Source organism: Vibrio anguillarum, from assembly GCF_003390515.1.
Classification (GTDB): domain Bacteria; phylum Pseudomonadota; class Gammaproteobacteria; order Enterobacterales; family Vibrionaceae; genus Vibrio; species Vibrio anguillarum.
The window spans coordinates 504,292-529,057 of sequence record NZ_CP031478.1 but is presented as its reverse complement, the minus strand read 5'-3'; the positions used below and the strand labels follow the sequence as shown (position 1 = coordinate 529,057).

At 43.6% G+C, this 24,766-nt stretch carries 25 protein-coding genes and 1 tRNA gene; 8 read left to right on the top strand and 18 right to left on the bottom strand.

All coding sequences use genetic code 11. From position 1 onward, the window contains the following. The first annotated feature begins 32 nt into the window (after positions 1-32). Both narQ and DD616_RS02300 read left to right on the top strand, forming a co-directional pair. Entirely contained in the window at positions 33-1,757 is a 1,725-nt protein-coding gene (gene narQ / locus DD616_RS02305; RefSeq protein ID WP_208871376.1) for a nitrate/nitrite two-component system sensor histidine kinase NarQ, read from the top strand. After that, positions 1,744-2,376 carry a response regulator gene (locus DD616_RS02300; RefSeq protein ID WP_013868534.1) on the top strand — a complete coding sequence of 211 codons (633 nt, stop codon included), beginning with the start codon at positions 1,744-1,746 and terminating at the stop codon, positions 2,374-2,376. The genes narQ and DD616_RS02300 overlap by 14 nt, the downstream gene beginning before the upstream one ends. A 66-nt stretch (positions 2,377-2,442) precedes the next feature. On the opposite strand, the gene dcuC is transcribed toward DD616_RS02300, so the two are convergent. Continuing rightward, positions 2,443-3,810, bottom strand: a complete 1,368-nt coding sequence (dcuC, locus tag DD616_RS02295; protein ID WP_019281627.1) for an anaerobic C4-dicarboxylate transporter DcuC — start codon at positions 3,808-3,810, stop codon at positions 2,443-2,445. A gap of 297 nt (positions 3,811-4,107) precedes the next feature. Continuing rightward, positions 4,108-5,235 (bottom strand): acyl-CoA desaturase, encoded by a 1,128-nt coding sequence (locus DD616_RS02290; RefSeq protein ID WP_208871375.1) that lies wholly within the window; start codon positions 5,233-5,235, stop codon positions 4,108-4,110. 174 nt (positions 5,236-5,409) lie between these two features. Here DD616_RS02290 and DD616_RS02285 point away from each other — a divergent pair, with 174 nt between their 5' ends. After that, entirely contained in the window at positions 5,410-5,952 is a 543-nt protein-coding gene (locus DD616_RS02285) for a GNAT family N-acetyltransferase (protein ID WP_013868537.1), read from the top strand. 186 nt (positions 5,953-6,138) lie between these two features. Here the strand turns inward: DD616_RS02285 and DD616_RS02280 are convergent. Beyond that, positions 6,139-6,229 (bottom strand) — tRNA-Ser (locus tag DD616_RS02280). 315 nt (positions 6,230-6,544) lie between these two features. On the opposite strand from DD616_RS02280, the gene DD616_RS02275 reads away from it, so the two are divergent. Continuing rightward, complete coding sequence (locus tag DD616_RS02275; protein WP_013868538.1) at positions 6,545-7,222, top strand: MaoC family dehydratase; 678 nt, start codon at positions 6,545-6,547, stop codon at positions 7,220-7,222. Positions 7,223-7,275: 53 nt separating this feature from the next. Here DD616_RS02275 and DD616_RS02270 read toward each other — a convergent pair whose 3' ends face one another. Then, a complete protein-coding gene (locus DD616_RS02270) occupies positions 7,276-8,097 on the bottom strand; it encodes a phosphate ABC transporter substrate-binding protein (protein ID WP_194575112.1) in 822 nt (273 codons plus the stop codon). A gap of 174 nt (positions 8,098-8,271) precedes the next feature. Here DD616_RS02270 and DD616_RS02265 point away from each other — a divergent pair, with 174 nt between their 5' ends. Further along, positions 8,272-8,622, top strand: coding sequence for a DUF3024 domain-containing protein (locus tag DD616_RS02265; RefSeq protein ID WP_026027345.1), 351 nt, complete (start codon positions 8,272-8,274; stop codon positions 8,620-8,622). A 61-nt stretch (positions 8,623-8,683) separates the two neighbouring features. Here DD616_RS02265 and rnb read toward each other — a convergent pair whose 3' ends face one another. Beyond that, a complete protein-coding gene (rnb, locus tag DD616_RS02260; protein ID WP_208871374.1) occupies positions 8,684-10,693 on the bottom strand; it encodes an exoribonuclease II in 2,010 nt (669 codons plus the stop codon). Positions 10,694-11,055: 362 nt separating this feature from the next. Between rnb and DD616_RS02255 the strand changes: the two genes are divergently transcribed. Together DD616_RS02255 and DD616_RS02250 are read left to right on the top strand one after the other, a co-directional pair. Further along, positions 11,056-13,068, top strand: coding sequence for a DEAD/DEAH box helicase (locus DD616_RS02255; RefSeq protein ID WP_064626716.1), 2,013 nt, complete (start codon positions 11,056-11,058; stop codon positions 13,066-13,068). A gap of 393 nt (positions 13,069-13,461) precedes the next feature. Continuing rightward, positions 13,462-14,670: a tyrosine-type recombinase/integrase gene (locus DD616_RS02250; RefSeq protein WP_208871373.1), complete on the top strand. Its 1,209-nt coding sequence runs from the start codon at positions 13,462-13,464 to the stop codon at positions 14,668-14,670. On the opposite strand, the gene DD616_RS02245 is transcribed toward DD616_RS02250, so the two are convergent. From DD616_RS02245 to DD616_RS02190, 12 genes are all read right to left on the bottom strand, one after another. Continuing rightward, positions 14,667-14,885, bottom strand: coding sequence for a hypothetical protein (locus tag DD616_RS02245; RefSeq protein ID WP_208871372.1), 219 nt, complete (start codon positions 14,883-14,885; stop codon positions 14,667-14,669). The two genes, DD616_RS02250 and DD616_RS02245, sit on opposite strands and share 4 nt — an antisense overlap. A gap of 58 nt (positions 14,886-14,943) precedes the next feature. Next, on the bottom strand, positions 14,944-16,446 hold the full coding sequence (locus DD616_RS02240; protein ID WP_208871668.1) for a DNA cytosine methyltransferase: 1,503 nt from the start codon (positions 16,444-16,446) through the stop codon (positions 14,944-14,946). Between the two features lie 73 nt (positions 16,447-16,519). Next, positions 16,520-18,139, bottom strand: coding sequence for a DNA sulfur modification protein DndB (locus DD616_RS02235; protein WP_208871667.1), 1,620 nt, complete (start codon positions 18,137-18,139; stop codon positions 16,520-16,522). 61 nt (positions 18,140-18,200) lie between these two features. Further along, positions 18,201-18,803: a 3'-5' exoribonuclease domain-containing protein gene (locus DD616_RS02230; protein WP_208871666.1), complete on the bottom strand. Its 603-nt coding sequence runs from the start codon at positions 18,801-18,803 to the stop codon at positions 18,201-18,203. Between the two features lie 58 nt (positions 18,804-18,861). Then, a complete protein-coding gene (locus DD616_RS02225; RefSeq protein ID WP_208871665.1) occupies positions 18,862-19,248 on the bottom strand; it encodes a hypothetical protein in 387 nt (128 codons plus the stop codon). After that, a complete protein-coding gene (gene yejK, locus DD616_RS02220) occupies positions 19,248-20,255 on the bottom strand; it encodes a nucleoid-associated protein YejK (RefSeq protein ID WP_208871664.1) in 1,008 nt (335 codons plus the stop codon). Before yejK ends, DD616_RS02225 begins: the two co-directional genes overlap by 1 nt. A 34-nt stretch (positions 20,256-20,289) precedes the next feature. Beyond that, positions 20,290-20,970 (bottom strand): ASCH domain-containing protein, encoded by a 681-nt coding sequence (locus DD616_RS02215; protein WP_208871663.1) that lies wholly within the window; start codon positions 20,968-20,970, stop codon positions 20,290-20,292. Continuing rightward, positions 20,967-21,206 carry a DUF7220 family protein gene (locus DD616_RS02210; RefSeq protein WP_208871662.1) on the bottom strand — a complete coding sequence of 80 codons (240 nt, stop codon included), beginning with the start codon at positions 21,204-21,206 and terminating at the stop codon, positions 20,967-20,969. The genes DD616_RS02215 and DD616_RS02210 overlap by 4 nt, the downstream gene beginning before the upstream one ends. Positions 21,207-21,276: 70 nt before the next feature. Next, positions 21,277-21,651 (bottom strand): hypothetical protein, encoded by a 375-nt coding sequence (locus DD616_RS02205; RefSeq protein WP_208871661.1) that lies wholly within the window; start codon positions 21,649-21,651, stop codon positions 21,277-21,279. After that, positions 21,648-21,917 carry a hypothetical protein gene (locus DD616_RS02200; RefSeq protein WP_208871660.1) on the bottom strand — a complete coding sequence of 90 codons (270 nt, stop codon included), beginning with the start codon at positions 21,915-21,917 and terminating at the stop codon, positions 21,648-21,650. The genes DD616_RS02205 and DD616_RS02200 overlap by 4 nt, the downstream gene beginning before the upstream one ends. Before the next feature lie 152 nt (positions 21,918-22,069). Next, entirely contained in the window at positions 22,070-22,339 is a 270-nt protein-coding gene (locus DD616_RS02195) for a hypothetical protein (protein WP_208871659.1), read from the bottom strand. Positions 22,340-22,375: 36 nt separating this feature from the next. After that, a complete protein-coding gene (locus DD616_RS02190; protein ID WP_208871658.1) occupies positions 22,376-22,876 on the bottom strand; it encodes a hypothetical protein in 501 nt (166 codons plus the stop codon). Positions 22,877-23,096: 220 nt separating this feature from the next. Between DD616_RS02190 and DD616_RS02185 the strand changes: the two genes are divergently transcribed. Beyond that, entirely contained in the window at positions 23,097-23,867 is a 771-nt protein-coding gene (locus tag DD616_RS02185; RefSeq protein ID WP_208871657.1) for a hypothetical protein, read from the top strand. Here the strand turns inward: DD616_RS02185 and DD616_RS02180 are convergent. Continuing rightward, complete coding sequence (locus DD616_RS02180) at positions 23,852-24,754, bottom strand: LexA family protein (RefSeq protein WP_208871656.1); 903 nt, start codon at positions 24,752-24,754, stop codon at positions 23,852-23,854. The two genes, DD616_RS02185 and DD616_RS02180, sit on opposite strands and share 16 nt — an antisense overlap. Positions 24,755-24,766 lie beyond the last annotated feature (12 nt).

The following is a 24,766-nucleotide window of genomic DNA, read 5'->3' as shown; positions in this document are numbered from 1 at the left end:
AATAGGCAAGGAGAGGTTCACGGAGAGATGTTTTGAGAAAACGATCCAAACAGTCGGTCACCAGCACCATTGCCAAAGCCATGGTGTCGATTTTACTGTTATCGGTTGCCATCACAGGGTACGCCATTTTTACACTCGCTTCCTCACTCAATGATGCGGAAGCGGTGAACGTTGCTGGTTCAATGCGTATGCAAAGCTATCGATTGGCACATGATATTCAAAGTAACTCGGTGGATTATTCATCTCACATTTATCTTTTTGAACGTTCGCTTTATTCACCATCAATGAAAGCATTGCAGCGTTGGCCTGTGCCAAACGACATCACCAAAGATTATTATCAGTTGATCATTCGTTGGCACGAACTGAAAAGCTTGTTAAATAGCGAGAACAAAGACCGCTATCTTGATGAGGTAGCGAAATTTGTCAGCCAAATCGACCGTTTTGTCTTTAAGTTGCAGCACTTCTCAGAACAAAAGCTGATCCAACTGGCTTGGTTTGGCGGCATGGGGTTGGGTGGTGTGTTATGTATCTCATTGTTTGTGGTGCATTTTATTCGTAAGGAAGTGGTGGGGCCATTGCGTTCGCTAGTGACCGCCAGTGAGCAGATCCAAAACCGTTCATTTGATGTATCGCTCAATGTCACCAGCCATAATGAAATGGGGATCTTAACCCGCACGTTTAATAAAATGGCCACCGACCTTGGTAAGCTGTACCTCGGTTTGGAGCAAGCGGTGAATGAGAAAACCCATAAGTTGCAAAATGCCAACCAAGCACTGCAAGTGTTGTATGACTGCTCGCAAGAGTTAACCGCATCGCGCATTAGCCAAGATAATTTTCAAGCGATTTTGCAACACTTGGTCACCATTGAAGGGGTCACATTTGCCCAGTTAGAAATTGGTGATGACGCGGGTAAAAGTACGCGCTTATCCGAAGGTGAGAGCAATGGATTCTCCCTTTCTCCGCTTTTGCTGAGCTTAGATGGGATGCAACTGGGTTACTTGTATCTGCAATACAGCTTGCCTTGTCCAAATAGCGCCTTGATTGATAACTTCGTACAAATATTGTCGCGTGCCATTTATTATAATCAAGCACAGAAACAAGCCGAACAGTTGATCTTGATGGAAGAACGCGCCACCATCGCACGGGAACTGCATGATTCGTTGGCTCAATCGCTTTCGTATCTGAAGATACAAGTATCACTATTAAAACGCGTGATTGGCCGAGCAGAGACCCCGCACGCTGCAGAGAAAAAAGAGCAAATCATTTTAGATATTGATCAAGGTTTGTCGGGCGCTTACACCCAGTTAAGAGAGTTATTAACCACCTTTAGGCTAACGATTAAAGAAGGCAATTTTGGTCAAGCGCTTAAGGGCATGCTAGAGGAACTTGGCGAGCAAACTACGGCGGAGATAGTGCTTAATAATAATTTGTCATCGATTGATTTAGATGCGCATCAACAAGTGCATTTACTGCAATTGATCCGAGAAGCGACTATCAATGCTATCAAACACGCTCAAGCTAATGTTATTCAAGTCAACTGTGATGAATTAGATGATCAGGTGATGGTGACGGTCAAAGACGATGGAATTGGCTTTGATCAACAGCGTGCTAGGCTCAATCACTATGGATTAAGCATTATGCAAGAAAGAGCGGCGCGGCTGCATGGCGCAGTGTCAGTAACCTCCGCACCCAATGCTGGGTGTGAAGTTATATTGAAATATAAACGTTCAAAGGATACAAATTTTGACGAGATGTAGAGTAATGTTGGTAGATGACCATCCTTTAATGAGACGTGGTATCAACCAGCTATTGAGTTTTGAAGATGACTTTGAAGTGGTTGCTGAAGCTTGTAACGGCAGTGAAGCCATCGCTTTGGCACATGACATCGAGCCGGATCTCATTCTGCTTGATTTGAATATGAAAGGCATGTCAGGGCTCGATACGTTAACAGCGCTTCGTGCGGATGAATCAACCGCTACCATTGTTATTTTAACCGTATCAGACAGTGCGCTCGATATTGAAGCTATGGTGAAAGCGGGGGCTGATGGCTACCTTCTTAAAGATACAGAACCAGATGAGCTGGTGGAACTGCTTAGACAGGCCGCGACGGGTGTAAAAGCGTACAGCGAGTTTGTTACTCAGTACCTCGCCGAACGTCATACGCATGAAGATCTTTTTGAGGCATTAACCGACCGTGAAACTCAGATTTTAAAAGAGGTCGCGAAAGGGTATCGGAATAAACAAATTGCGGATCGTCTGTTCATTTCTGAGTCGACAGTAAAGGTGCACATGAAGAGTTTGCTGAAGAAGCTACGCGTCCCATCGCGCACGGCAGCAACGATTTTATACTTGGAACGCTATAGCGAGAGTAAATAACACCTATTTGGAAATAGCGGTTTGAAAAAAGGGCGTCCTGTTGAACGCCCTGATTGTCTGTCAACGTTATGCTGTCATCGGTACAAGGATTACTGTACCAATAATGACCGTGATTAAACCGAGGATGACAGGAACGGAAGTGCGTTTTACCACTTCAAATGGACTGATTTGACCCATACCAGCTGTTGCTACAACGACGCCTGATACTGGTGAAATGGTGCGCCCAAGGTTTGAAGCTTGCAGCATCGGGATAATGAGAAAGGCTGGATTCACGCCCAATTTAGCCGCCAACGATGGCGCTAACTCAACAAAGGCGTAGAACGGAGCGTTGCCTGAACCCGTCGCAATAGCGGCTGCTACGGTAAGGCCTGTCAAAATCAGCATCAAGGCTATGCCGCCTGCGCCTGCGGTTTCTGCAAGATGAAGCAGGTTATCAATTGCCCCAATCGACATCAAACCTTGTGCGAACACGCCCGCAGCAACCAATAACATCACCACGCCTTTGAATGCTTCGGCCATGCCTGCGTAGCATGATTCTAGATCTTCTAACGTCTCTTTACCTTTAAAACGCTTCGTCACGAAGTCAACCAATGCACCGATGAAGATGGATCCGACCACAATGGTGTAAATATCAAGGCTCAAACCTTGAATGGTTTCTCCGTTGAATAAGAACACACCCACAATAGGTAAGAATGGAAGAGCCGCATAGTAAGCCGGTGCTTTCACTTCGATGGCGGAAACATCGATTTTTTCCATCGGTGTGTTGTCTTTCTTATCGAGATATTTGTTCCAGAAGAAGGCCGCGATCGCCATGACGATAATGGCGCAGATCGAAACAGGAAGAACCGTTTCCACGGCAAAAACGTGTAAAGGTAGGCCTGATTTTTCCGCCGCAATAACCACATCACCGGATGTCGGGGAAAGGATGATCGCAGCAGGAGATGCACATACCGCAACTGCGGCCGGACGAGAGATCCCCATCGCTACCATCATCGGAAATAAAGTGGCCATTAACAGCACGCCAAGACCCGTTGCTGAGCTCACTGCTAAAGACATCAAACATGCCACAATGTAAGCAGCAACCAGCAAGATATAAGGGGATGTAATAACCGAAAGAGGTTTAGAAAACTGTTTTACAACCACATTGTTGGCGCCGATGTGTGTCATGTACGAAGCAAAACCACACAGCAACATAATTTGCATGCCTAAACCGCCACCACTGTAACGCAACATGTATTTCACGAATTCGAGTGCATCCGTTACCGTGTTACCGGTTGAGGGTACTTTGGCTGGCAGCACTGAATAGCCAAGTGCGCCAGTTAATAGCAATAAAACGATACCTGCGGTGAGTAACACACCGGCTGGCTTGTAACCTTTAACAATGAAATAACCCACCGCTACTGTTACCGCCAAGCCAATTAAAAGCTCTAGCATTTAAGTCTCCTGAAATTATGAACAATATTGCAAAAACGTGTATCAATTTATGACAAGGAATTTACCGAAAAGAATGCTGTAGCACGAGAGCAAGTTGAGCTTTAGATGATCTAAAACAATAAAATTATCAATTGATAACCTAGTTGAAAATTCTTTAACTTTGAATATGTTTTAGTCGTTCTAACTATTCATTTAGCAAATATGCGGCTAGAAGTTCTGTTAGAGGGGAGAATAATTTAAGCTAAGAAAAATGAAGCCATTTAAGGCATGGCTTCATCAAATCTGTAAAGTATGAATTTAGGAGTACTGACGCACAATGAGCTGCCAATTGGATTTTTGTAGTGCTAATTGTTGCTTCACTTGTCGATAGCGCAGCATCAATAGGGAGTGTTCATATCTACGAACCATATTGTTTTTTTTACTTTCGATCAGCTGTTTCTTTAATTCATAATACTCTTGCAACTGCATGACTAAAGCGTCAAATTCACGTTGTATGCTGGCCATAACGAGTTGCTGATTGGGTAACGCGGCGATCTGTTTTTGCGCATGGCTTAATGCCATTAACGCTTTCGCTTTTTCTACCTTAAGGGGAGGAGAAGTGCGCAGTTTACCAGCCAACCCAAGCCACGAGCACAACTTGATCAGCCATTTTGTTGGGTCGTATTGCCACCAATAAATCCCATTACGATAATCGTTTTCAAAAATATGGTGATAATTGTGGTAGCCCTCGCCAAAAGTGAAGAAAGCCAAAATACCGTTATCGCGGGCTGTATTTTTATCAGTATAAGGCTGGCTACCCCATATATGAGCGAGCGAATTGATGAAAAATGTTGTGTGATGATTGAGCACTAAACGCAGCGCACCGACGATCAGTAGCATGCCCAGCATATCGTTATAAACAAAACCAAGGATCAGAGGAACGCCCAAGTTCATTGCGAGTGCCAAAGGCACATAATATTTATGCTGCCACATTACGATCTTATCTTTTTGCAGATCACGGCAGTTGGAGTAGTCATTGTACGTGGTTTTATTGTAGTGACGCAGCATCCAACCTATGTGTGAAAACCAGAATCCACGTTTGGCTGAATAAGGATCTTTGTCATTATTGTCTACATGCTTGTGATGAACTCGGTGATCAGAAGACCAATGTAGCGCACTGTTTTGCAGTGCAAACGCCCCACCTAATGCAAACAATAATCTCAGTGCCCAATGTGCTTCATAGGCTTTATGTGACCATAAACGGTGATATCCCGCGGTAATGGAAAGGTTGCAAAAGGAAAAACAAATCATCAACCAAAGCCAATGCTCCATGCCGTAGCCAAATTGCCATCCATACAAAGGGGCTGCAATCGTCGCTAAGCCCAAGCTGAAGCTAAAAATGACGATGTTTATCCAGATAAGTGGTGGTTTTGATGCCGATTTCATGATTAAAATCCTTGAGCTTACAGTTGTTCGCTAGAATATCAGCGAACAACTGTAAGTCAAAGAGGTTTAATGATTCTTTTAAGGGATTGTGACTAGTATATTTTGCTTTTCTATTTGAACCGAATAGTATGAAAGACGATGTTAATCCTTACAGGAAGTAATAAGGACTAGAATATGGAAATAAAAGCAGCTGAATATTGCGATTTTGAAAGAATTGCTCAGCTACACGCTCAAAGTTGGCGAACTCACTACCAAGGCATATTAGGCAAAGAGTACCTTGATAACGACGTTCTAGAAGACCGTTTACTGATTTGGCAAACTCGCTTAATCAATCCACCATTTAATCAACATGTCCTACTGATTGAAGAGGGAGGGCTGCTGTGTGGGTTTATCTGCGCCTTTGGTAACCACGATTTTGACAAAGGCAGCATTATCGAGTCTCTGCACATTGATGAAAATTATCGAGGAAGGGGGATTGGTCGCCAGTTGATTCAAGAGATGGCGGCATGGTTTGAGCAGTATTTCCCTAATAGCGGTGTGTATTTGGAAGTGATGGCAGACAATAAGCAAGCCATCGAATTTTACGACTACTTAGCTGGTCGACCTAAAGGAGAGCGTTTATGGCGGTCTCCCTGTGGGCAAGATATTAAAGAGTGGGTTTATACCTGGACCAGCCCAACAGATTTGCTGGCTTCGGTCTCTTCTACGGTTGATTGAAACGAATAGTGCGCGGGTTATGTCTTACCTATCGGTATTCGTGTGATTCGTTCTTGATGTATTGAGGAAGAGGCGATGACCAAATATGATTGCATCTTCCAGACACATGAGTTTTTAGTGATCTAAAGTTTCCAAATGCTATAAATAGAAAAAGCCTCTGATAATCAAAGGCTTTTTCTTGATATTTGGCGGAGAGATAGGGATTTGAACCCTAGGATAGCTATTAACCATCGCCGGTTTTCAAGACCGGTGCTTTAAACCACTCAGCCATCTCTCCGTGTGGTGCGCATAATAGATAGCCACCATAATATTGTAAAGCAATAAGTTGAGTCATCGACTCGGTTTGGCTAACCACAATAACGTTTTCAGTTACAGTAAAGTACTGTTTTTACCGCTTCCCTTGATTTTATGAGCTATATACTCTACAACCTAGTTATCTAATAAAATGGTGTTTTATTTTTATTTGATTGATTTATATGTAATTTGTGTGTTTCAGGGAACGGTTGTACGCTCGAAAGTGTTTGCAGCTAAGTGTGAAGTACTTCAAAATTACCTCAATCCAAGGGCATTCTAACTAATCACCGAGGTTTAGATGAAAGTCGAGAATCTTTTTAAGCATCGTGGCGATTCAATGAACAAGTACTCCTCTGAGCTTATGCAGTGGGTATCACCTTCAGTACGTGAGTACTGGGGCGAGCTTCTACATAAAACAAACAGTCGCCAGTTGTTTTCTTGGGTTAGAGATTTTCACCAACCAGCAGTGAATGAAGATGCTCCTATTGCCGAACCCTTGATACTCAAACCTGAAGCGCAACGTCTGTATAAACAGCTCCAGACTCAGATTGGTGAAGTCATTCATACAGGTAAATGGCTGGTGGTTGATCAAGAGCGTATTAACCAGTTTGGTCAAGTAACTGAGGATATGCAGTGGATTCATACCGACCCTCAAAAAGCGGAAGTTGATTCTCCATTTAGGACCACAATTGCGCACGGCTTTTTGACCTTGGCCTTGTTACCTAAATTGACGGATAGCGTTGATCCTGACAAACCAATATTTCCGACCGCAAAAATGGTGGTGAATATCGGTTTAAATGAAGTTCGTTTCCCATATCCAGTGAAATCAGGAAACCGGGTAAGAGCCATTAGTACTCTATTGAAAGTTACGCCAATCAAAAAAGGTTTGGAGATCGAGAGAGAAATTAAAGTTGAGATTGAAGGTATTCGTCGCCCAGGCTGTGTCGTGGTTTCAGTGATCCAACTCCATTTTTAATTTTAGAAAAATGGCATAGAAACAGGAGAGTCGATCACTCTCCTTTTTTGTATTTATTTGTTTTTCAAAGGAATATAACCATATTCTTCTATGCGAGCCTTTGCTTCCGCTGATTTTAAAGATGCAATGAAAGCTTGAGTCTCTTTAGTGATTTTTTCAGGGTAATAGACCACTAAAAATGGCATGGAAAGTTTATATTCATGAGTGACAATATTTTTTGCAGTGGCTTCTACTCCCTCAAATTTTATCGCTTTAATCGATTTATCTACCGATCCCGTAGAGATGAAACCGATCGCTTGAGGGTTATGGTTAATCAGTGTTTTAACCATACTATTGCTATTGACCACTAAGTTATTGGAACTGATGTCTGACACTAAGCGATCATTAATCACACGAGTCAGGCCTAATAAGCTTTCAAAGCTATAGCGGGAACCTGATGATGCTTCTCTGGTCACAACTGCGATTTTTTGATCAGCACCACCGACTTGTTTCCAGTTGGTTATTTTCCCTTTATAAATATCAAATAACTGCTCACGAGTCAGATTTTCAATACTGTTTAATCGATTGATTACAACAGCCAACCCATCATAGGCAATCGGCAAGGTGCTCATCGTCTCATCTTGCTCACTTTCTGTGAGGTAGCGCGAGCTCATGGCGATATCTGCGACACCTTTTTTCAGTAATGTGATGCCAGCACTCGAACCTACGGCTTGAACCGCGATATAAGTTTCAGGATGTGCGGTATTGTAGTCCTCGGCGAATACTTCCATGATCCTAGCGACCGAGGTCGAGCCAGAAATATTAACTTCACTCGCGAAGGCAAACTGGGTATGTAGAAAAGTTGAAAGCAGTGTAGCAAGCGCGACTCGAAACATAGTGGCTCCAATATGGTTATTTAGAAAAATTGAGCCATCATAATATGTCGTATAGATGACACTTTTGTGAACCACAAAGGTAAGTGGTTTGTAGCCTTACGGTTTTTCATATCAGAGATAAGCGAAGTCAGCTATAGTCGAGATGTCAGGAAGCCGTGTTTGAGCGAGGGTAAAATGGCGGTAGTGAATTTGTTGCAACGTCAACTAGAACGAAGAGCAGAGCTTGTTTGCCATAATCGTAACCAAAGTGTGTCTGTTGAATTAGGCAAATCCTGTTTTGAGCCGATCGTTAACGGTGTGCACTTCATCAAACACCATTACAAATTAGATTCAACGCATTGCGACTATTCAAGTATCGTAGCAAAAGTGATTTGGGAAGAAGCTAAATGGGCGCTGTATATTCCCAATACGGATCCCGATAAAGAAATTGAAGATTGGTTGCCGTATCCTTTTCTCCCTAAAACAACGGATTTGACGGCGTTGATCCGCGAAATTGAAAAAGATCCTAAATCTTACTTTTGGTGATCAATAAGCAATAAAAAGGCACTCCGAAGAATGCCTGATAGAAATGTCTATGCTGCTAAAATCACTCCCCTTGGGTAGTGGTATTAGCTTCTGAAGGTATAGGTAACGGTTCGAAAACCTGAGTCGGTTTTGCAATCAGACTGCGGTTTTCCATATTCACTTCTGCGAGCACGACTTCGAGCGTATCACCGAGCTTAAAGACGACTTCTTTATCGACAAGCAGCGTTCCACTTTCCGCATTACATTCAATACGTTCTTTGTTGTCTAAGATTAAAGAACCAGGAATGAATGCGGCTGCGCCATTTTCCAAAAGACGTACGCGCATGCCAGCGCGATTGATATCAAAGATTTCAGCCGTAAAACGGGTGCCTTTGCTAGGTTCGTTTACTAACGTTCTAGCATAGAGCCAGTCGCCTACGTTACGTTCGGCCATTTTGTGGTGTTTGCGGTGTAGTGCCAACTCTTCACCAACGGTTCCATCCGGTGTTTGTACGGGCTCTTTGTTTAAAATATGTGCTTTCAACATACGATGGTTGATCATATCGCCATATTTACGGATAGGAGAAGTCCAAGTGGCATAGATATCCAAACCCATTGCGTAATGCGGAAGAGGTTGGTTTCCTATTTCACTGTAAGCTTGATACTTGCGGATACGATTATCCAGATAGCGGGTCTCTTGCTTACATAACCAGCGACGTAAAGAGGCAAAGCCTTCTAGAGTCGCTAAGTTATCGGCAGTGTATTCAAGCTCACCCGTTGGGTTGACTAATTCGACAACATCGGCAATTTTTTCGGGTTTGAACCCCGCGTGCGTATTGAACACGCCTTGGCCAAAATGCGCTTTGAGCGTTTTTCCCGCACAGATATTCGCGGTTATCATCGCTTCCTCAACAAGACGGTTAGCACTACGGCGAAGATCCGCATGAATTGCCACTACGTCGTTGTCTTCACTCAGTTCAAATCGATAATCAGGGTGATCAGGAAACACGACCGCGTATGTTTCGCGCCATTGTGCGCGCGCTAATGAAAAATCATACAAATCACGCACAACGGAAGCGATTTGGTCACTTGGTTGCCAATCGGCAGAAGTGCCCGTCTCTAACCAATCTGATACATGATCATAAACCAATCGAGCATGCGATTTAATGTTGGCCGCAAAAAAGGTAATGTCATCGCCAATCACACCTTCTTTAGTCACTGTTACGGTACAGCAAAGGGCAGGGCGAACTTCATTTTCCATCAACGAACACAAATCATCGGCTAAATCACGTGGCAACATTGGGATATTGCGGCCAGGGAGATAAATAGTGAAACCCCGCTCACGCGCGACACTGTCCATCTCGTCATCTGGCGTGATGTATGCGGTTGGGTCTGCAATAGCAATGGTTAATGTGAAGTCACCGTTCTCGGTTCTTTGGGCGAACAGTGCATCATCCATATCTTTAGTTGATGCCCCATCGATGGTCACGAAAGGAAGGTGGGTCATATCGATGCGTTGTAGGTCGGCATCATCTTTTAGCTGCCAATGTTCAATACCAGCCGGCTCACTGTTAGGCAGGTCATTTTCAGCTAAAGTCACCCACCAAGGTGCAATCTTATCGTTGGCATCCGTAATTTTATGGGTGATTTCAACCATAAAGCCGCTATCGTCTTTCAGTGGATGGTTAATAAGCTGTGCAACAACCCAATCACCTTCAGAGAAATGTTCAGGGTTTAATCCTTTTTGCACCTTGGCTTTCAGCGATTGCCTTTTTAGTTGCGGGTTATCGGGCGTGACATTCAGCTTACCTTTGTACAGCTTTATACGGCCAATGAAGCGAGTTAATGAAGGCTCAAGCAGCTCTTGAGGCTCAGCCACTTCTTTCTCATTCTCGGTGCGAATGATGGCCACCACTTTATCTCCGTGTAGGCATTTCTTCATGTACGGAGGCGGAATAAAGAAGCTGTTCTTACTGTCAACTTCTAAAAAGCCGAAGCCTTTTTCAGTGGCTTTTATCGTGCCTTCTTTCTTAGGCAAGTTCTCTTGGATTTGTTGCTTGAGTTGAGCAAGGAGCGGATTATCTTGAAACATGTTTCTTTTTCTAACAAATGCGATTGGGCACACTATAATCATTGAGCGGGATGATTACTACCGAAAGCGTTATTTTTGCTAGTCTGCTTTAACAGTGCGCTGTAAATGCAGCTTCTGTGTTCGTTTTGGGTGAATTAATGAGCTTAATGGTCATTTATGACGAATTTTTGTGATGTAATTCAATTTTTACTAGCTTTTTTTATGCTTTTAGGGAATAATCCGCGTCCCTTATATGTCCCTAGCGGCTTGATGCGTTTTAAGACTTATCCGCATCTGAACGGAACTCAGCTCTTTTTAATGGATCGGTATTGGAATTGGTAGAGCACGTGGGACCTTTTGTTAATTAATCTAGTGGGATCTCCATGCAAGACTCTGTAATTCAATTTAGTGAATTAGCCCTAAACGACTCAATCCTTTCTGCTCTAAATGAAATGGGTTTCGTTTCTCCAACTCCTATCCAAGCTGCTGCTATTCCATTTCTTCTTGAAGGAAGAGATGCGCTAGGTAAAGCACAAACAGGTACAGGTAAAACGGCTGCGTTTTCTCTACCTCTACTGAACAAATTAAACCTTTCTCAACACAAGCCACAAGCAATTGTGATGGCACCAACTCGTGAACTTGCTATCCAAGTTGCGGCAGAAATCAAAAACCTTGGCCAAAAGATTCAAGGCCTTAAAGTACTTGAGATCTATGGCGGTGCTTCTATTGTTGACCAAATGCGCGCTCTGAAAAATGGTGCTCATATTGTGGTTGGCACACCTGGTCGTGTAAAAGACTTGATCACTCGTGATCGCCTTCATTTAGACGAATGTCATACCTTCGTTCTTGATGAAGCTGACGAAATGCTCAAAATGGGCTTCGTTGATGACGTAACTTGGATCATGGAACAAGCACCTGGCACCGCTCAACGCGTGCTGTTCTCTGCGACTATGCCTCCTATGGTGAAGACGATTGTTGACCGTTACCTACGTGATCCAGCTCGTGTTGACGTAGCAGGTTCAAACCAAACTGTTGCGAAAGTAGAGCAGCAATATTGGGTTGTTAAAGGTGTTGAAAAAGATGAAGCGATGGCTCGTCTTCTTGAAACAGAAGAAACCGATGCGTCAATCGTCTTTGTACGTACTCGTCAAGACACCGAGCGTTTAGCTGATTGGTTATTATCTCGTGGCTTTAAAGCGGCAGCGCTTCATGGTGATATTCCGCAATCACTGCGTGAGCGCACGGTTGATCATATCAAACAGGGTGTAATCGACATTCTTGTTGCGACAGACGTTGTTGCTCGTGGTCTTGATGTTCCACGTATTACACACGTGTTCAACTATGATATCCCATTCGATGTAGAATCATACATCCACCGTATTGGCCGTACTGGCCGTGCTGGACGCAAAGGTAAAGCGATCCTTCTAGTTCGCACGAACCAAATTCGTATGTTGCGTACGATTGAGCGCGTAACTCGTTCTCAAATGGAAGAGATTCAACTTCCAATGCGTGACAAAGTTGCTGAAGCTCGTCTCATCAAACTGGGTGCAGAGCTAGAAGCTGACAAAGGTCATACTGCTTTAGACAAATTTGTTGAGCTCATTGAAAAACTTCAACAAAGCCTAGAGATTGATGCCACAACACTGGCGGCCATTTTACTGAAGCGCCAACAAGGCAATCGTCCACTGTTCTATGTCGGCCCAGATCCAATGGTTGACGCGATCGAGCGTGAAAAATCACGTCGTCGTGATCGTAAAGAGGGTAGTGAGCGTGGTGAACGCCGTGAAGGCGGTCGCGATAGCCGTGATGGACGCGAAGGTCGCCGCGAGTATGGTACTGCGAGCAATGACTGGGATACTTATCAGTTACAAGTCGGCCGCGAGCAAGGCGTGCAAGTGAAAGACATCGTTGGTGCTTTAGCTAATGAACTTGGTTTAACCAAAGGTTCAATTGGTGCAATTAAACTTGCTCAAGGCCATACATTCGTACAGCTTCCTAAATCAATGTCTTCAGATGTTGAAGGCAAATTGCGTAAACTGCGTATTCGCCAAAAAGAAGTCGGTGCTGTTGTATGTGACTTTGATGACTTCCGCGAGTCTCGTGGTCGTCGTGAAGGTGGTAACGGTGGTGGTGCCCGTCGTGAAGGCGGAAACGGTGGCTTCCGTAATCGTGAAGGCGGTGCTCCTGCGGCTGGCGCAGGTCGTGGTGGCCGTGAAGGTGGCTTCCGTGGCAACCGTGACGGTGCAGCGGCGACTGGTCGTGATGGTGAGCGTCGTTTTGACCGCAACCGTGGTGGTGACCATCGTGGTAACTTCCGTGGTGAACGTGGTCACGGCAATGCTAGTGCCAATGCCAATGCGGGTACGTTAAGTCGTCCTCGTCGCGCTGAAGCATAATCAATTATTGAAACTCCAAAGCCCGTGATATTTATCATGGGCTTTTTCTTTTGATTTATATAATTCGATCTTTGCATTTCTAGCGTGAGCTAGTTAAAATCTTCACTTCATTGAAGTTCCGGTATTCGTGTTACCGAGTGAGCTTCGATGGGTTATTTTCAATCAAACTCAACACGTGTTGCTTGGTATGTAACAAAGTTCACTTTTCAGATAAATTTATTTCCTTTCTTTTGCATTCAAAAATCACTATTAAGCCTTAAAAAATCAGCAACTTAACGCTGATTTAATGCTTTAATTTCCTTTCTCTAATAAACTTAAATGCACTCAAATTCGCTTGCATTCATCTTGTCTTTGTACCAAATTTGTACCAAATTTTTGTTTGGACAGGAAAGAATGGCAATCACAGACACTTGGCTGCGATCAATTTACGGAAAGCCGTACAGCGGTAAGGCTGAGATCACTTATAGAGATGGTGTTGGTGTTCGCATAAGCCCCAAAGGAAAAATCACGTGGATCTATCGTGTAAACTTCTTTGGTAAGCCGATCAAGTTAAAGCTTGGTGAATACCCGGCAATGAAAATCAGAGACGCGCTAAGAGAAAGAGACTCAAAAGCCGAGCTTGTCACTCATGGGCTCGATCCGCGAAAAGTACTAACAATAGAAACGGGTGTTAAACCAACCACATTAGATGACGTTATTGACTACTGGGTTGAGCATCACGCAAAAGAAAACGTAAAGCGATGGCAAGCTCTAAAAAAAATGTTCGACACAGACGTAAGCCCTTACCTTGGCGGATACCCAGTCAAGCAATTAGAGTTGTCCGACTTCATGCCAACTTTCCACAAAGCAAAACAGAGGGTTGGGCCTAAACACTCAGCAAACCTAATGTCTAGGCTTAAGCAAGTTTTGTCTTATGCGGTTCGCCACGGGCTAATAAAGAACAATGTCATATCAGAACTAAAAAAGAGAGACGTAGGCCAGCCAACAGAAGTCAAGAGAAGCCGTCAAAGCGAAGATAACGTTCCAGCACTTTGGCGTGCGATATCTGATCTAACAATACACGAAAGCAATAAAAACTTTTTGAGATTGATGGTCATCTTCGCGAACCGATCAAACGAGCTGCGTTTAGCTCGAAAATCCGATTTTGATTTGGATAGATTGGTGTGGACTGTGCCGCAAGAGAACAACAAAACCAGAAAGAAGGATGGTAGAGAAATCAGGCGTGCTATACCTAGCCTTGCCGTTGAAGTTATAAAGCAGCAATTCGATATATGGCCAGAGTATACAATAATGTTCCCGCCTGTTGTGGTAAAAGAAGATCGACCAATGGCTGCTAATATTCCGGTCGATTTTGGAGCAAAGCTAGCGAATAAGATAGAAGAGCTTGGCTATCCTAGAACTACAAACCACGATATGAGGAGAACCGCGCGGAATATCTGGGAGTCACAAGGAGCCCCATACCACGTAGGCGAAACCATGCTTGGTCATAAGGTGCATACTGGCGTACAAAGTCATTATTTAGACTACGACTACCTAGATGAGCAAAGAATCGCTTACGAGAACTGGTGCAGCGTATTGAAAGGCGATAAAAAGGGGAGTTAACACCCCCCGAAGTTCCATTCCATTCCACGTTCTTTCGCCCAATCAATCACTTTTTGGTATGGGCGTTTTCCCTTCATCCCAACAATGGCGGGTGGAAACCCTAGCTTTTGAGTCCAGCGCCACAGTGTGGGTTGGCTAATATTGAAAATACTCTTAATTTCAGTATCAGTAATAAATGGTTTTGGCGCTGCTTTCACTTCGGTCGTATTTGTCATTGCACAATCTCTATTTATCAGGGCCACCACTGGTCAGGTGGTGGCGGTTATTAAAATTTTAAGCGGCTGATGCTAAATCAATTTGATTCAAATTTGCCTCAACAAGCGCTTGAGCCACAGGAGGGCATACCGCATTACCGCATCTTGCTACTTGGCTTGCTTTGCTTATTTTCTTGCCTTGTGAGTTATGAGTAATTTTGTAATCAGCAGGGAAGCCTTGCGCGGCAAATAACTCATGTGGTTCAAGCATACGCATACCGATATCAACAATTTGATACTGCTCACCGCGAACTGTGACTAAACCAAAACGGTCTTTTGTGGTTACAGTGCCAATTGGCGATTTAAGATCTTCACCGAAGCTAGTGCCGTAATACTTAATTAGGAAAGCTCTCACTTCGCCTAGGTGTAACCCGCCGGCTGAAATTGTGTGTAGTGGCTCATTTGTTGCGTGGCCGATATTTGTTCCACGGAGCTTGACCATATGGCTAGTAACTAACGCATTGTGATCGATCGTAGTTACTGTTGGTAAAGGCTTGTTGATACATGCAGATGGACCATCAGTGAAATGACGAGCGATGAACGCAGTAACAAGAGCAAAATGGCCACCCTTTACTTGAGCACATATTGTTCTCAATGGTTCGTCGGCTGGCATATTACGTTGGTTAGATGCGTTTGCGTGCTCAGTAATAAAAGGAACTGCGCATTCACCAGGAGCAATAAAAGGGCTCTCGTTATTTAGTACAAACTTCTCTAATCCTTTAGCTATTCTCTTCATGGTATTCTCTACCAACGGCTTCTTGCGCCCAAAGATGGATTTAACAGGAATTGACCAATCGATGATATCTGCCGCCGTTACATAAGGGAGCAACCCTTCGCCATGAGTTGGCTTCGGCCATTCGATTGGCTGCTTGTCATTCCGAGCGACCAAAAAGAAGCGTTTGCGAATGGTTGGCGCACCGTAATCACAAGCGTGAAGAACTCGATAATCAACCTCGTAACCAAGCCCTTTTTCAAGTTTTTCATACGGAAAGGTTTCCCCTAGCGCATAGCGTATTTCTTCCCATGCTGGGTGTTGTTTCTCCAATCCAGTAGTGAGTACTTTTACAAAAGCCTCGAACGTTTCACCTTTTCGCTCAGTGCATGGTTTAAACTTCCCTTCTTCGGCTTCAACAACTGGCCCCCAAGTCATAAACTCTTCAACGTTCTCAAGCATGATGATGCGAACCGGCACAAGTGCGGCCCAACGAATAGCAACCCAAGCAAGGCCGCGAATGTTTTTATCAACGGGTCGATTACCCTTGGCTTTAGAGAAGTGCTTACAATCAGGTGAAAACCAAGCCAAGCCAACCGGACGCCCTTCGCATGCTTCGACTGGATCAACATCCCAAACCGACTCGCAATAGTGCTTCGTTTCTGGGTGATTCATTTTGTGCATATCAATCGCTGCGGGATCGTGGTTTATCGCAATATCAATATGGCGGTTAAGTCCAAGTTCCATGCCAGTGGAAGCACCACCGCCGCCCGCAAAGTTATCTACAACAATCTCATTTTCTCTTAGCATAATTATCTCATTGCATTAATTGGTTATCAGGGCCACCACTGGTCAGGTGGCGGCGGTTATTAAAGGCTGTCTGTTAGATGTAAAGGCTCTGTTTTTTAGCTGCTTTTTCTGCAATATCTGCAATATTTAGAGCCAAGCGTTTAACTTCACCTCGAATGGTTCTGATGTTCAGCAAGGATTTGTGAATGTCATTTACTTCTGGACTATTATCGAGATTGAATAGGAAATCTCGTAGAGCTCTAAAATAAATCTCTCTCACTTCTTCGTCAGCGAAATCGCCGCGAACAAAAGTTCTTATATAGTCAGCATCATCCCCCTCACTTGACACTATTGATAGTTTTTCGCTAGCTTCAAATTGTTGAGCTTGCGTTAGTTCATGACGTTTGCAAGCAAAGTTCAGTGCGATCATGGTGGTGCTTTCATCATTTAAGCCTACATATGCGCGCCAATCAGAAAGCGGGCTTGGTAGGTTTTTATCATTCCATTCAAATGTTGGGTGGTTGGTGGTTTCATCCGGTAGTTTTTCTGTTGCAGCACATTGCGGTTGTTCTACTGTTTCTATCTGATCTTCTGGTTGAGTTGATTCAACCTCAACTTCAATCGGCTTTACCTCACCAAAGACCTTTTCTTCCATGATGGATAGCCCTTCATTAAGATCAATTTTCATCATAGAAAGTAACTTAGCAGCAGTTAATTTGGTTGCTGTTGCATCTGCTTTCATTGTTTTTAAGTTGGCATCAACACATCGCCCATGAAATACCGTGCTATTTCTTGACCAATCAATGTCACGTAAGATTGAGAAATCAACATTGTCGATTCCTGCCTCCTTTACAGCTAACGCGGCCGCTTTAAGAATTACACCAGTGGTTATGATGCTTTCCTCTTTGAGGCGTTGAGCACTTCTCACGCAATGGGAAAACTTTTCATCAAAACCAATCCCTTCGAACCAGCTCTTCCAAAAGCGAGTGATTAGTGCTTTGTTTTCTTCTGTTGGTGCGCTGTTTTTCTTTATCCCGGCAACTGTTGCACTTACTTCTTTAATTGTTTTGATTGAGAATAGATAAGTGCTTTTCACTGAAACTACATTGCGCTCAAAGTCTACCATGTCGATTAACTGTGGAATGTTTGCGGCGAGTTCCTTAGCAAATAAAGCCATTTCATCTCGGTTGTTGTAAGTATCAGAAAGCGCTTGAGCTGGTTTCGCTACATTGCCGTTAATGTCCGAGAACATAGATTGACGCTCCTGAAGTGTTAAGCTTTCAAAGAGCATCACTGGGGCGCTGTGCGAACCAAGCTCAACTCTTGTGTCGCTATCTTCCATTGCAATAGCTACGCCACTCGCGCGGTGCTGCCCATCAACAAAAAGAAGGGCCGTATCCATAGGAACTGAAAGCGTTCCAACGTTCGCAATATTTGATTCTTTAAACTCAACATTCATGTCACGATCAACGTTCACAAAACCTGTCAGCGCTGGCAAAACGAAACTTTCTTTATTTTGTTTTAAGTATTCCGAAAACTTTTTAGCTCTAACCAAATTGACTTCACGTTGGCTGCGTGAAAGTGCGGATCCATCGCCAGTGTCAAGCTTAAACATATTTTGTACTACACGCATTGGGACAGTGGCCATGTAAAATATTCGGCCAGCTTGATGCCCGCGCACTACTGGAAATTCATAACAGAAATTGTTAGACATAATTCGCTTTCCTTAAACTTGTTCTTTATAAGCCACCACTGGTCAGGTGGTGGCGGTTTAATTAAAACTGGTTATAGCGCTGTGGGGCTTCAACCATTTGCAGAGCATCGCGCCAACAATCATCAATGCTAATATGAGGTGTAATCCAATCGGGTGTGTTCCAGCCATCAATGTAGCCTTGCTCGCCCATAGTGAATGCGTCTATGTAAGTTCTCACATCACGGAATGCGTTGTATTTGATCGGCATTTTCACACCAAAATCTTTGCATAAGCTAGCAAGCTTAGGTGGATCAAAGTCAGTGCCTCGGCAGAATGGTTGAGTGCCTTTAATGAATTCAAAGAACTCTTCTAGTGCTTTCTTTACCGGGTTAGACGGGGCGTAAAATGCGGCGTCAATGGCGTTTTTAGGCTGCTTTAACCAAAATTGCTCAATGCAGCTAGCTTCAATAATGCGGCCTTTTAATATTTGTTCGGGGATGTTCAATACTCGGTTAAAGCTAGTTTCTTGATAGAAAGCATCACCGTGAGGGATTGGTTGAAATCGATCAAACTTAACAGCGGAAAGCGTAAGAATAATGCAGTTATTAGCTGTTCCTGTTGTTTCTGTATCAAACACGCTTGTGTTTGGTTGGTACTCGTTAATGGGTTTGTCTTGCTTGCTCATTGCACGTTTCCTAATTTAATTTTGAGGTTGAAAGCCACTGGTCAAGTGGCCTAGTTGGTTAATACGGTTCTACATCTTGCGGCTGCATCGTGCCTTTTTTGCATTCCTTGCACGTTTCACCAATCTTTGATACTTCGAACCAGTTACCGCAGTCTTTGTTGTTACACTGGCAGTAATATTGACCTTCGTTTGCTTTGGATACCTCTGCGTTATTAATGCTCGGTAAGGCATCGATGAATTCCACAACCTGTTTTAAATTGTCAAATTCCATTTCGGTGCTTAAGTCGCCCCCTTTATCAAAAACCAAGTTTTCAGTTTCTTCGGTGAATTCAAGAGTCCATCCATTTGCATAACCATAAGGAGTAGGGCAACCTCTCTCGTACTCTATTTTGGTTGCGGTAATCCCTTTGCTTTTTAAAAGGTGTTCAATTTTGCGCTTGCTCATCACAACCCCCTCACCAACTGGTCGCGTAAATTTGGTGGTGTGCCTTTGATGGTTAGCGTGTCGGTTTCTGCGTCGTAGAACACGCGCTCTGAAAGAAGAATGCGGTCAAACTGGATGGTAATGCCGCCGCCAGCGCCTCTGAACGTGACAAGTTTACTGATCATCTTCTTGTCTACTGGGAATTGCGCGGCGAGTTCGTAGCCGTTTTCAACCACATAGCTTTCAAATGACTTGCCGTTGTTGAGTGGCAGTTCACCCGAAAGCTCTACAACGTCTAATTCTTCACCGAGGTTCGCGACATCAAAACAGTGAGTTTTTACTTGTTTGCGAATCGCTAGCGCTTCTTCTTGGTCGGCTTGCTGGTCGCTAATGAAGTCTTGCACTGCTTGCATAAGAATTTGATTTTGAAGTTTGGTTTCAAAGCCAATATCAAGCCCGAGGAAATCAAGAAAGAAGTCACTCACGCCGCGGCCAGAACGCCCCTTTAAAAACGTAACGTAGCGCAGTTGGTTAGGGTTAGTTTGGTATTCAGTTAGGTTGATCATCGCAGCGATGGTGATGCTAGGGGTGTTTAAGTAGTTCACTTTATTAACGCTTAACTGGTCGTTAATGTTTACGCCTTCCGCAAAGGGGATTATCGCCACTATCATTAGCTCGCTAGCCAAATGACGGTAACGGGCAAACATTACAAGCCCTGTGTCAGCAAACGGGTATTTGCTCAGCTCTTGAACTAAATGAGTAGATTCGTAGTAAGAGAACTCAAGGAAGTTACAGTTACCTTCAAGCAAGGTGTCTAACTTGCTTTGAAAATCGCTTTCAGGTTTGAAGTAACCAAAGCCTTTGGCGGGTTTGTTGGTGAAGATGTGGTGTGCGTCTTCGACTAGGCGTTCAAATTCAGCGAAGCCTATTTGTGGGCCTAGGTCTTGCGCGAAATGCACAAGGCCGATCTCCTCCATTTCGTTTTTCACTATTTGGTTTACGTGGGCGCTTATAATTTCAATACTCATTGCACATTTTCCTATTGGTTGTTGAGGCCGTTGGTCAAGCGGCGTTTTTGATTGATGAAAGGTATTTATCTACGTTTTGGTGAATCACTTCGAATTCGATTACCCAAACGTAGGGGTTTTGATGCCAGTTCTTATAAATTGAATCCCATAAGCAAGCGAAAGATGATTTAGCATCCTCAAACGTTCCGCCCCATGTTTTAGCCATTTCTGCGAGTTGGTAAATATCAAAATCACCAATGGTATTTTCAATGCCTTCTTTCCAGCATTGGTCTTCTGTAATTTCCTGCACTCGCTCGATGCGAACATCAGTGACTTTCAGAGTAATTCTGCTAATGCCACGGGGCATGTGGATTGATGGAGCCCATTTGCTTTCTGAGTTATCGCCACTGGTCGCTAAATAAATTGGCGCTCCTGTCGGTGGGCATGAGCAATGATCTGAGCACCCACACTCATCTGAATTATTGAATAAGCGAAATGTCTCACGCACATAAATTAGGTCGCCAGTTTGACAAGGTGCGTGCTTACTTTTAACAAAGTTTTTCATTGTTGACTCAGGAGAAAAGCCAAGGCCAAACATATAACCATCACAACAAAAACCACCAAGCTCGCTGTAAGTAACTTCTTTTTTTGTCGGTCTACGCGTTACCGTTTTATCGCCAGAAATCAGGGCTTTCACCATGTCAGTATTAAAAATCATTGGTAGGGTTCTCATCACCTTACCTCCATATCCATGATTGGGTTTTTGCGTTGCTTGCGGTTAAACAAGCGGCGGATAGAATAACTGCGGCCAATTGAGATAATGGTGAAATAAAGGCCTATCAGTAAGTTTTCTTCCAACTTCAAATGCACATCAAAAAGAGGGAAGATCACAAGCTGGCTGACAATAGAAATTCCATAGCCGATCAACACATTCACCACACTTTCAATAAAACTGTTTTGCTTAGTTTGCATCGCGATCTCTCCATGAATAAATGCCGTAGAACACAACGCAGATCAGTGCGTAAATGACTAAACCCATAAATCACCCCTTACCTGGCATATAAAGTCGTACTCGGTTAACGGTGTGCCAGCATTGAGCCTCACCATTGAACAAGCCGCCTTCAGATAACTTGGCACAACCTTGCGGTAGCTGTTCGCCACACTTGCTGCATTTGCCTAGTTCTTGTTTTATGGCATCAATTTGTTTGTGAGCGCGTAAAATACAAGCTTCTATTGCTTCCACTTCCGAGTAAGGCTCGGTTGGGTAGGCATAGAATTCGCGCACTTCTTTTAGCTTTTGGTGCACTACTGGGTGAAGCAATAACCCGCGCACCTCAACGTGTTGAGCGGCTTTCTTATTTTTGCGGTAACGCTTAGCGCGGGCCGCAGCTTGCTCGCGTTTTCTTTCGTCGCTCATGCTGCCTTACCTTTTGCTTTCGCGTTCGCGTTCTTTGCTGCTTTCTTTTTGACAGGGCCAAGCAATTGCTTGGCTTTGGCTAAGCAGTAGTCAAAGCATTTGCCGCCCTTTGCGCCGCCAAATGATGCGGTGGTGCGAAAGGTTTGTACTGCAAGGTCACAAGCGCGGTTTACTTCAAGCGGCTCGTAACCTTCGGCTTCGAGAATTTGTCGAATGTGTTTATCAATAAACGCTTCTCGGTTATCACGAAGAATTAAAGTGCTCATTGCATATTCCTTGTTTTTGGGGTGAAACCCCGCAATCAGGCAATTGCTTGTCAGAGTGGTCAGCCCTGTATATACTTGATTGCGAGGCGTAAAAGTCTCATTGCACAAAGTTAACCCCTGTTGGTTTGGTCACCGATGGGGGTTATCTTCTTTTAGTGGGCATGTTTTCTTGCGTGGATCTGCCCTTGAATATTTGAAATATCCGCGCCAATCTGCTGCATCAATGCGTAGGTTTCATCATCAACCTGCAAATTAACCCCACATAACGACTGTACCTTTTCTTGAACTAACTCCACCGCTACGCGAATGGGGTCGTCTTTTTGCAAGCTGTTTTTTTGCTCATCAAAAGAGCGGGTGCATACGTTCGCCACTTGAATGCCAGTTAGCATTTGGTGTGTTTGTTCTAGGGTTAGTGTTTTCATTGCAATCCTCGTTATTACTTTAAAAAGCGGGGCTGGTCAGGCCGCTGTCTCATTGCACAAAAATTGTTTTTCTGATTTAGAAATATGAGCTAATTTATTTCCTTTTTTACGTGTGGCTTTTTTTTCTTCCCATAGAGCCAAGCCATTAATGTAGGCTTTAATATTTTTTAGACTCTTGTGTTTGTTGGCATCAATCACGCTTTTAGTTGTTCTCACCTCTGTTTCGCAAATCCATGCGTTCGTGAAGAACCTAAAGGTAATGAAGTCTCCTTTTCTTTCGCTTAGCTGAATGTTTTTTGGTGGCGCATTACCTGTTAGCAGGTAATGATTTTCGTCACAGCGTTTGTTTACAAATTCCAAGAGCACTTCAATGCTTCCTGTTAATGTTTCATTTGTTGCATAAATGTGCGCTGTTTTTTGATCGCCAGATAAAGAAGTGTCCCAGTAAACGAGAATGGCGGATGCTGATCCTGTCATTGTTTCATTCTGGTAACCAAACCATCGTTTTTTGTAGGTGCTTTCTCCAACCTGAAACATGTCAACTCCTTGCCCTTCGTGATCTAGCCCTGCTTTATCACCAAAAAGGTACAAAATCTTTCACAGTAAGAAAGTAGTTTGATATAAACAAAACGTAATGCTTTATAGTGCCAGCCAATATGTACCTTTTAGGTATGAAATAAAGGTACAATTAAATTATGGTACTGTAAAGTTGTTTTTGTAACTTTTTTGTACCATTTGTTTTGAGGGGTATTTAATAATGAGATTAAGAGATTACATGCCGAGCACACTGGCATTATCAACGCTGGTTATCGTTGCTGCTGGCGATGCGCCGGGCATAATCGTTTGGGGAGTGTTCTTTGTGGCGCTTTTTGTAATGCCTATAACTGGTAAATTAATAAATAAAGCTAGAGTTAGTAGCGGGTTGCAATCAAAATCTGGATCATTTTATCTTGCTATCGGGATGGGTTTTTATGCTTTGCTGATGGTTATGTATAGCTTTAGTGGCGTCGATTATGATCAATACAAAAATAGCACAATCGCTGAAATCAAGCAGAAACCTATGACATTGCGTCATGATCTGGTTGACGCTTATATGAGCGGAAATGGAATTAATCAAGAAGCGAAAGATGATTTTTATTCCTGCTTTAGCCATAAGACAAACACTAAGAGCAATAAGCTTGAAATTGATAAGGTGTTAGGGTGGTGCAAGGATGAGTACGCTAACAAAAGCGATAGGTTTGGGACTTATATAAATTTTGATGATTTTGAGAAAAACTTAAGCATGTGGGATGGTAGTTACAGACCATTAGAAGTGAAAATCAAATCTGATATGCATAACAAGAGCACTTATGAGCACGTATCAACTAGATATAGATATATTTTGGATGGTGAACCAAGGGCTTTCGTAAGAAGTGAATTTACAGGTCAGAATGCCTACGGCGCAATTGTTAAGCAAACTGCAACTGCGCTAATTTCGCTTCCCAGCGGTTTAATTATTGAAGATAGCATTAATTATTCAGGCATATAGCTGCCAATTACCACGCCGCATATATCAATCCCACCATCAAATATAGGTTGGTGGTGCGGGTTGAGCGGTTTTAAGTAACGCTGGCCTAATTCATTTTCTGCCAACTGCTTGAATGTGTGGCCTTGGTCTGTTTTCGCTATTACTCTCATGCCCGGTTCAGCCACTTTTTCAGGATCGACAAAAATAACCGTGCCTTCTGGGTAAGTTCTGCCATAAGGGGCCGTCATTGAATCACCCACCACGCGCAAAGCAAATGTGCGGTTTGATGCAGCCTTGTTTGGGCACAGTATCATTTCGCAATCGTGCGGCAGAACTTGCGTTTCTGAATTGCAAAAGGCCCCAGCTTGCACCCAAGAGATCAATGGCACCATCGGTGCGTAATTCACCGCTTGTACATTTACGCTGTAATTAGCTTGCGTTTCATTGGTTAAATGTTCGGCTGGCATATTCAGCAAGTTTTCAACCGTGGTACCGACAATAGCAGCAATTTCTGCAATGCGCTTTGTATCTGGCACTGCTTCGCCCACAATCCATTTGCGAATAGCGGTTAGCGATATTTTCCTAGACAATCTTTCTTGTATATAACCTGCTCGGCCTCGTTCTGGAATGCCAGCCTCATCACATGCCTTGTTTAATCGCTTGGAAAAAAAATCCTTTTTATAGTTTCCGTTACCATGATTGGCGTCTAACCAGCCATCCGCTTTACCAAAGCACTGCTCGATATGGCGGGCCATTTTAGGGCCTATATTCTTTGTTCTACCGCTTCCCAAAAAGCGGCTGACTTGGGTTTCCGAGCGGTCTATTTTATTTGCGAATGCACTAATGCCACCCTCGATAAGTGAGAGATATCTTGCATTGTCAATTCTATTTTCTTCGGCAGTTTTCATGCTTATATGTTA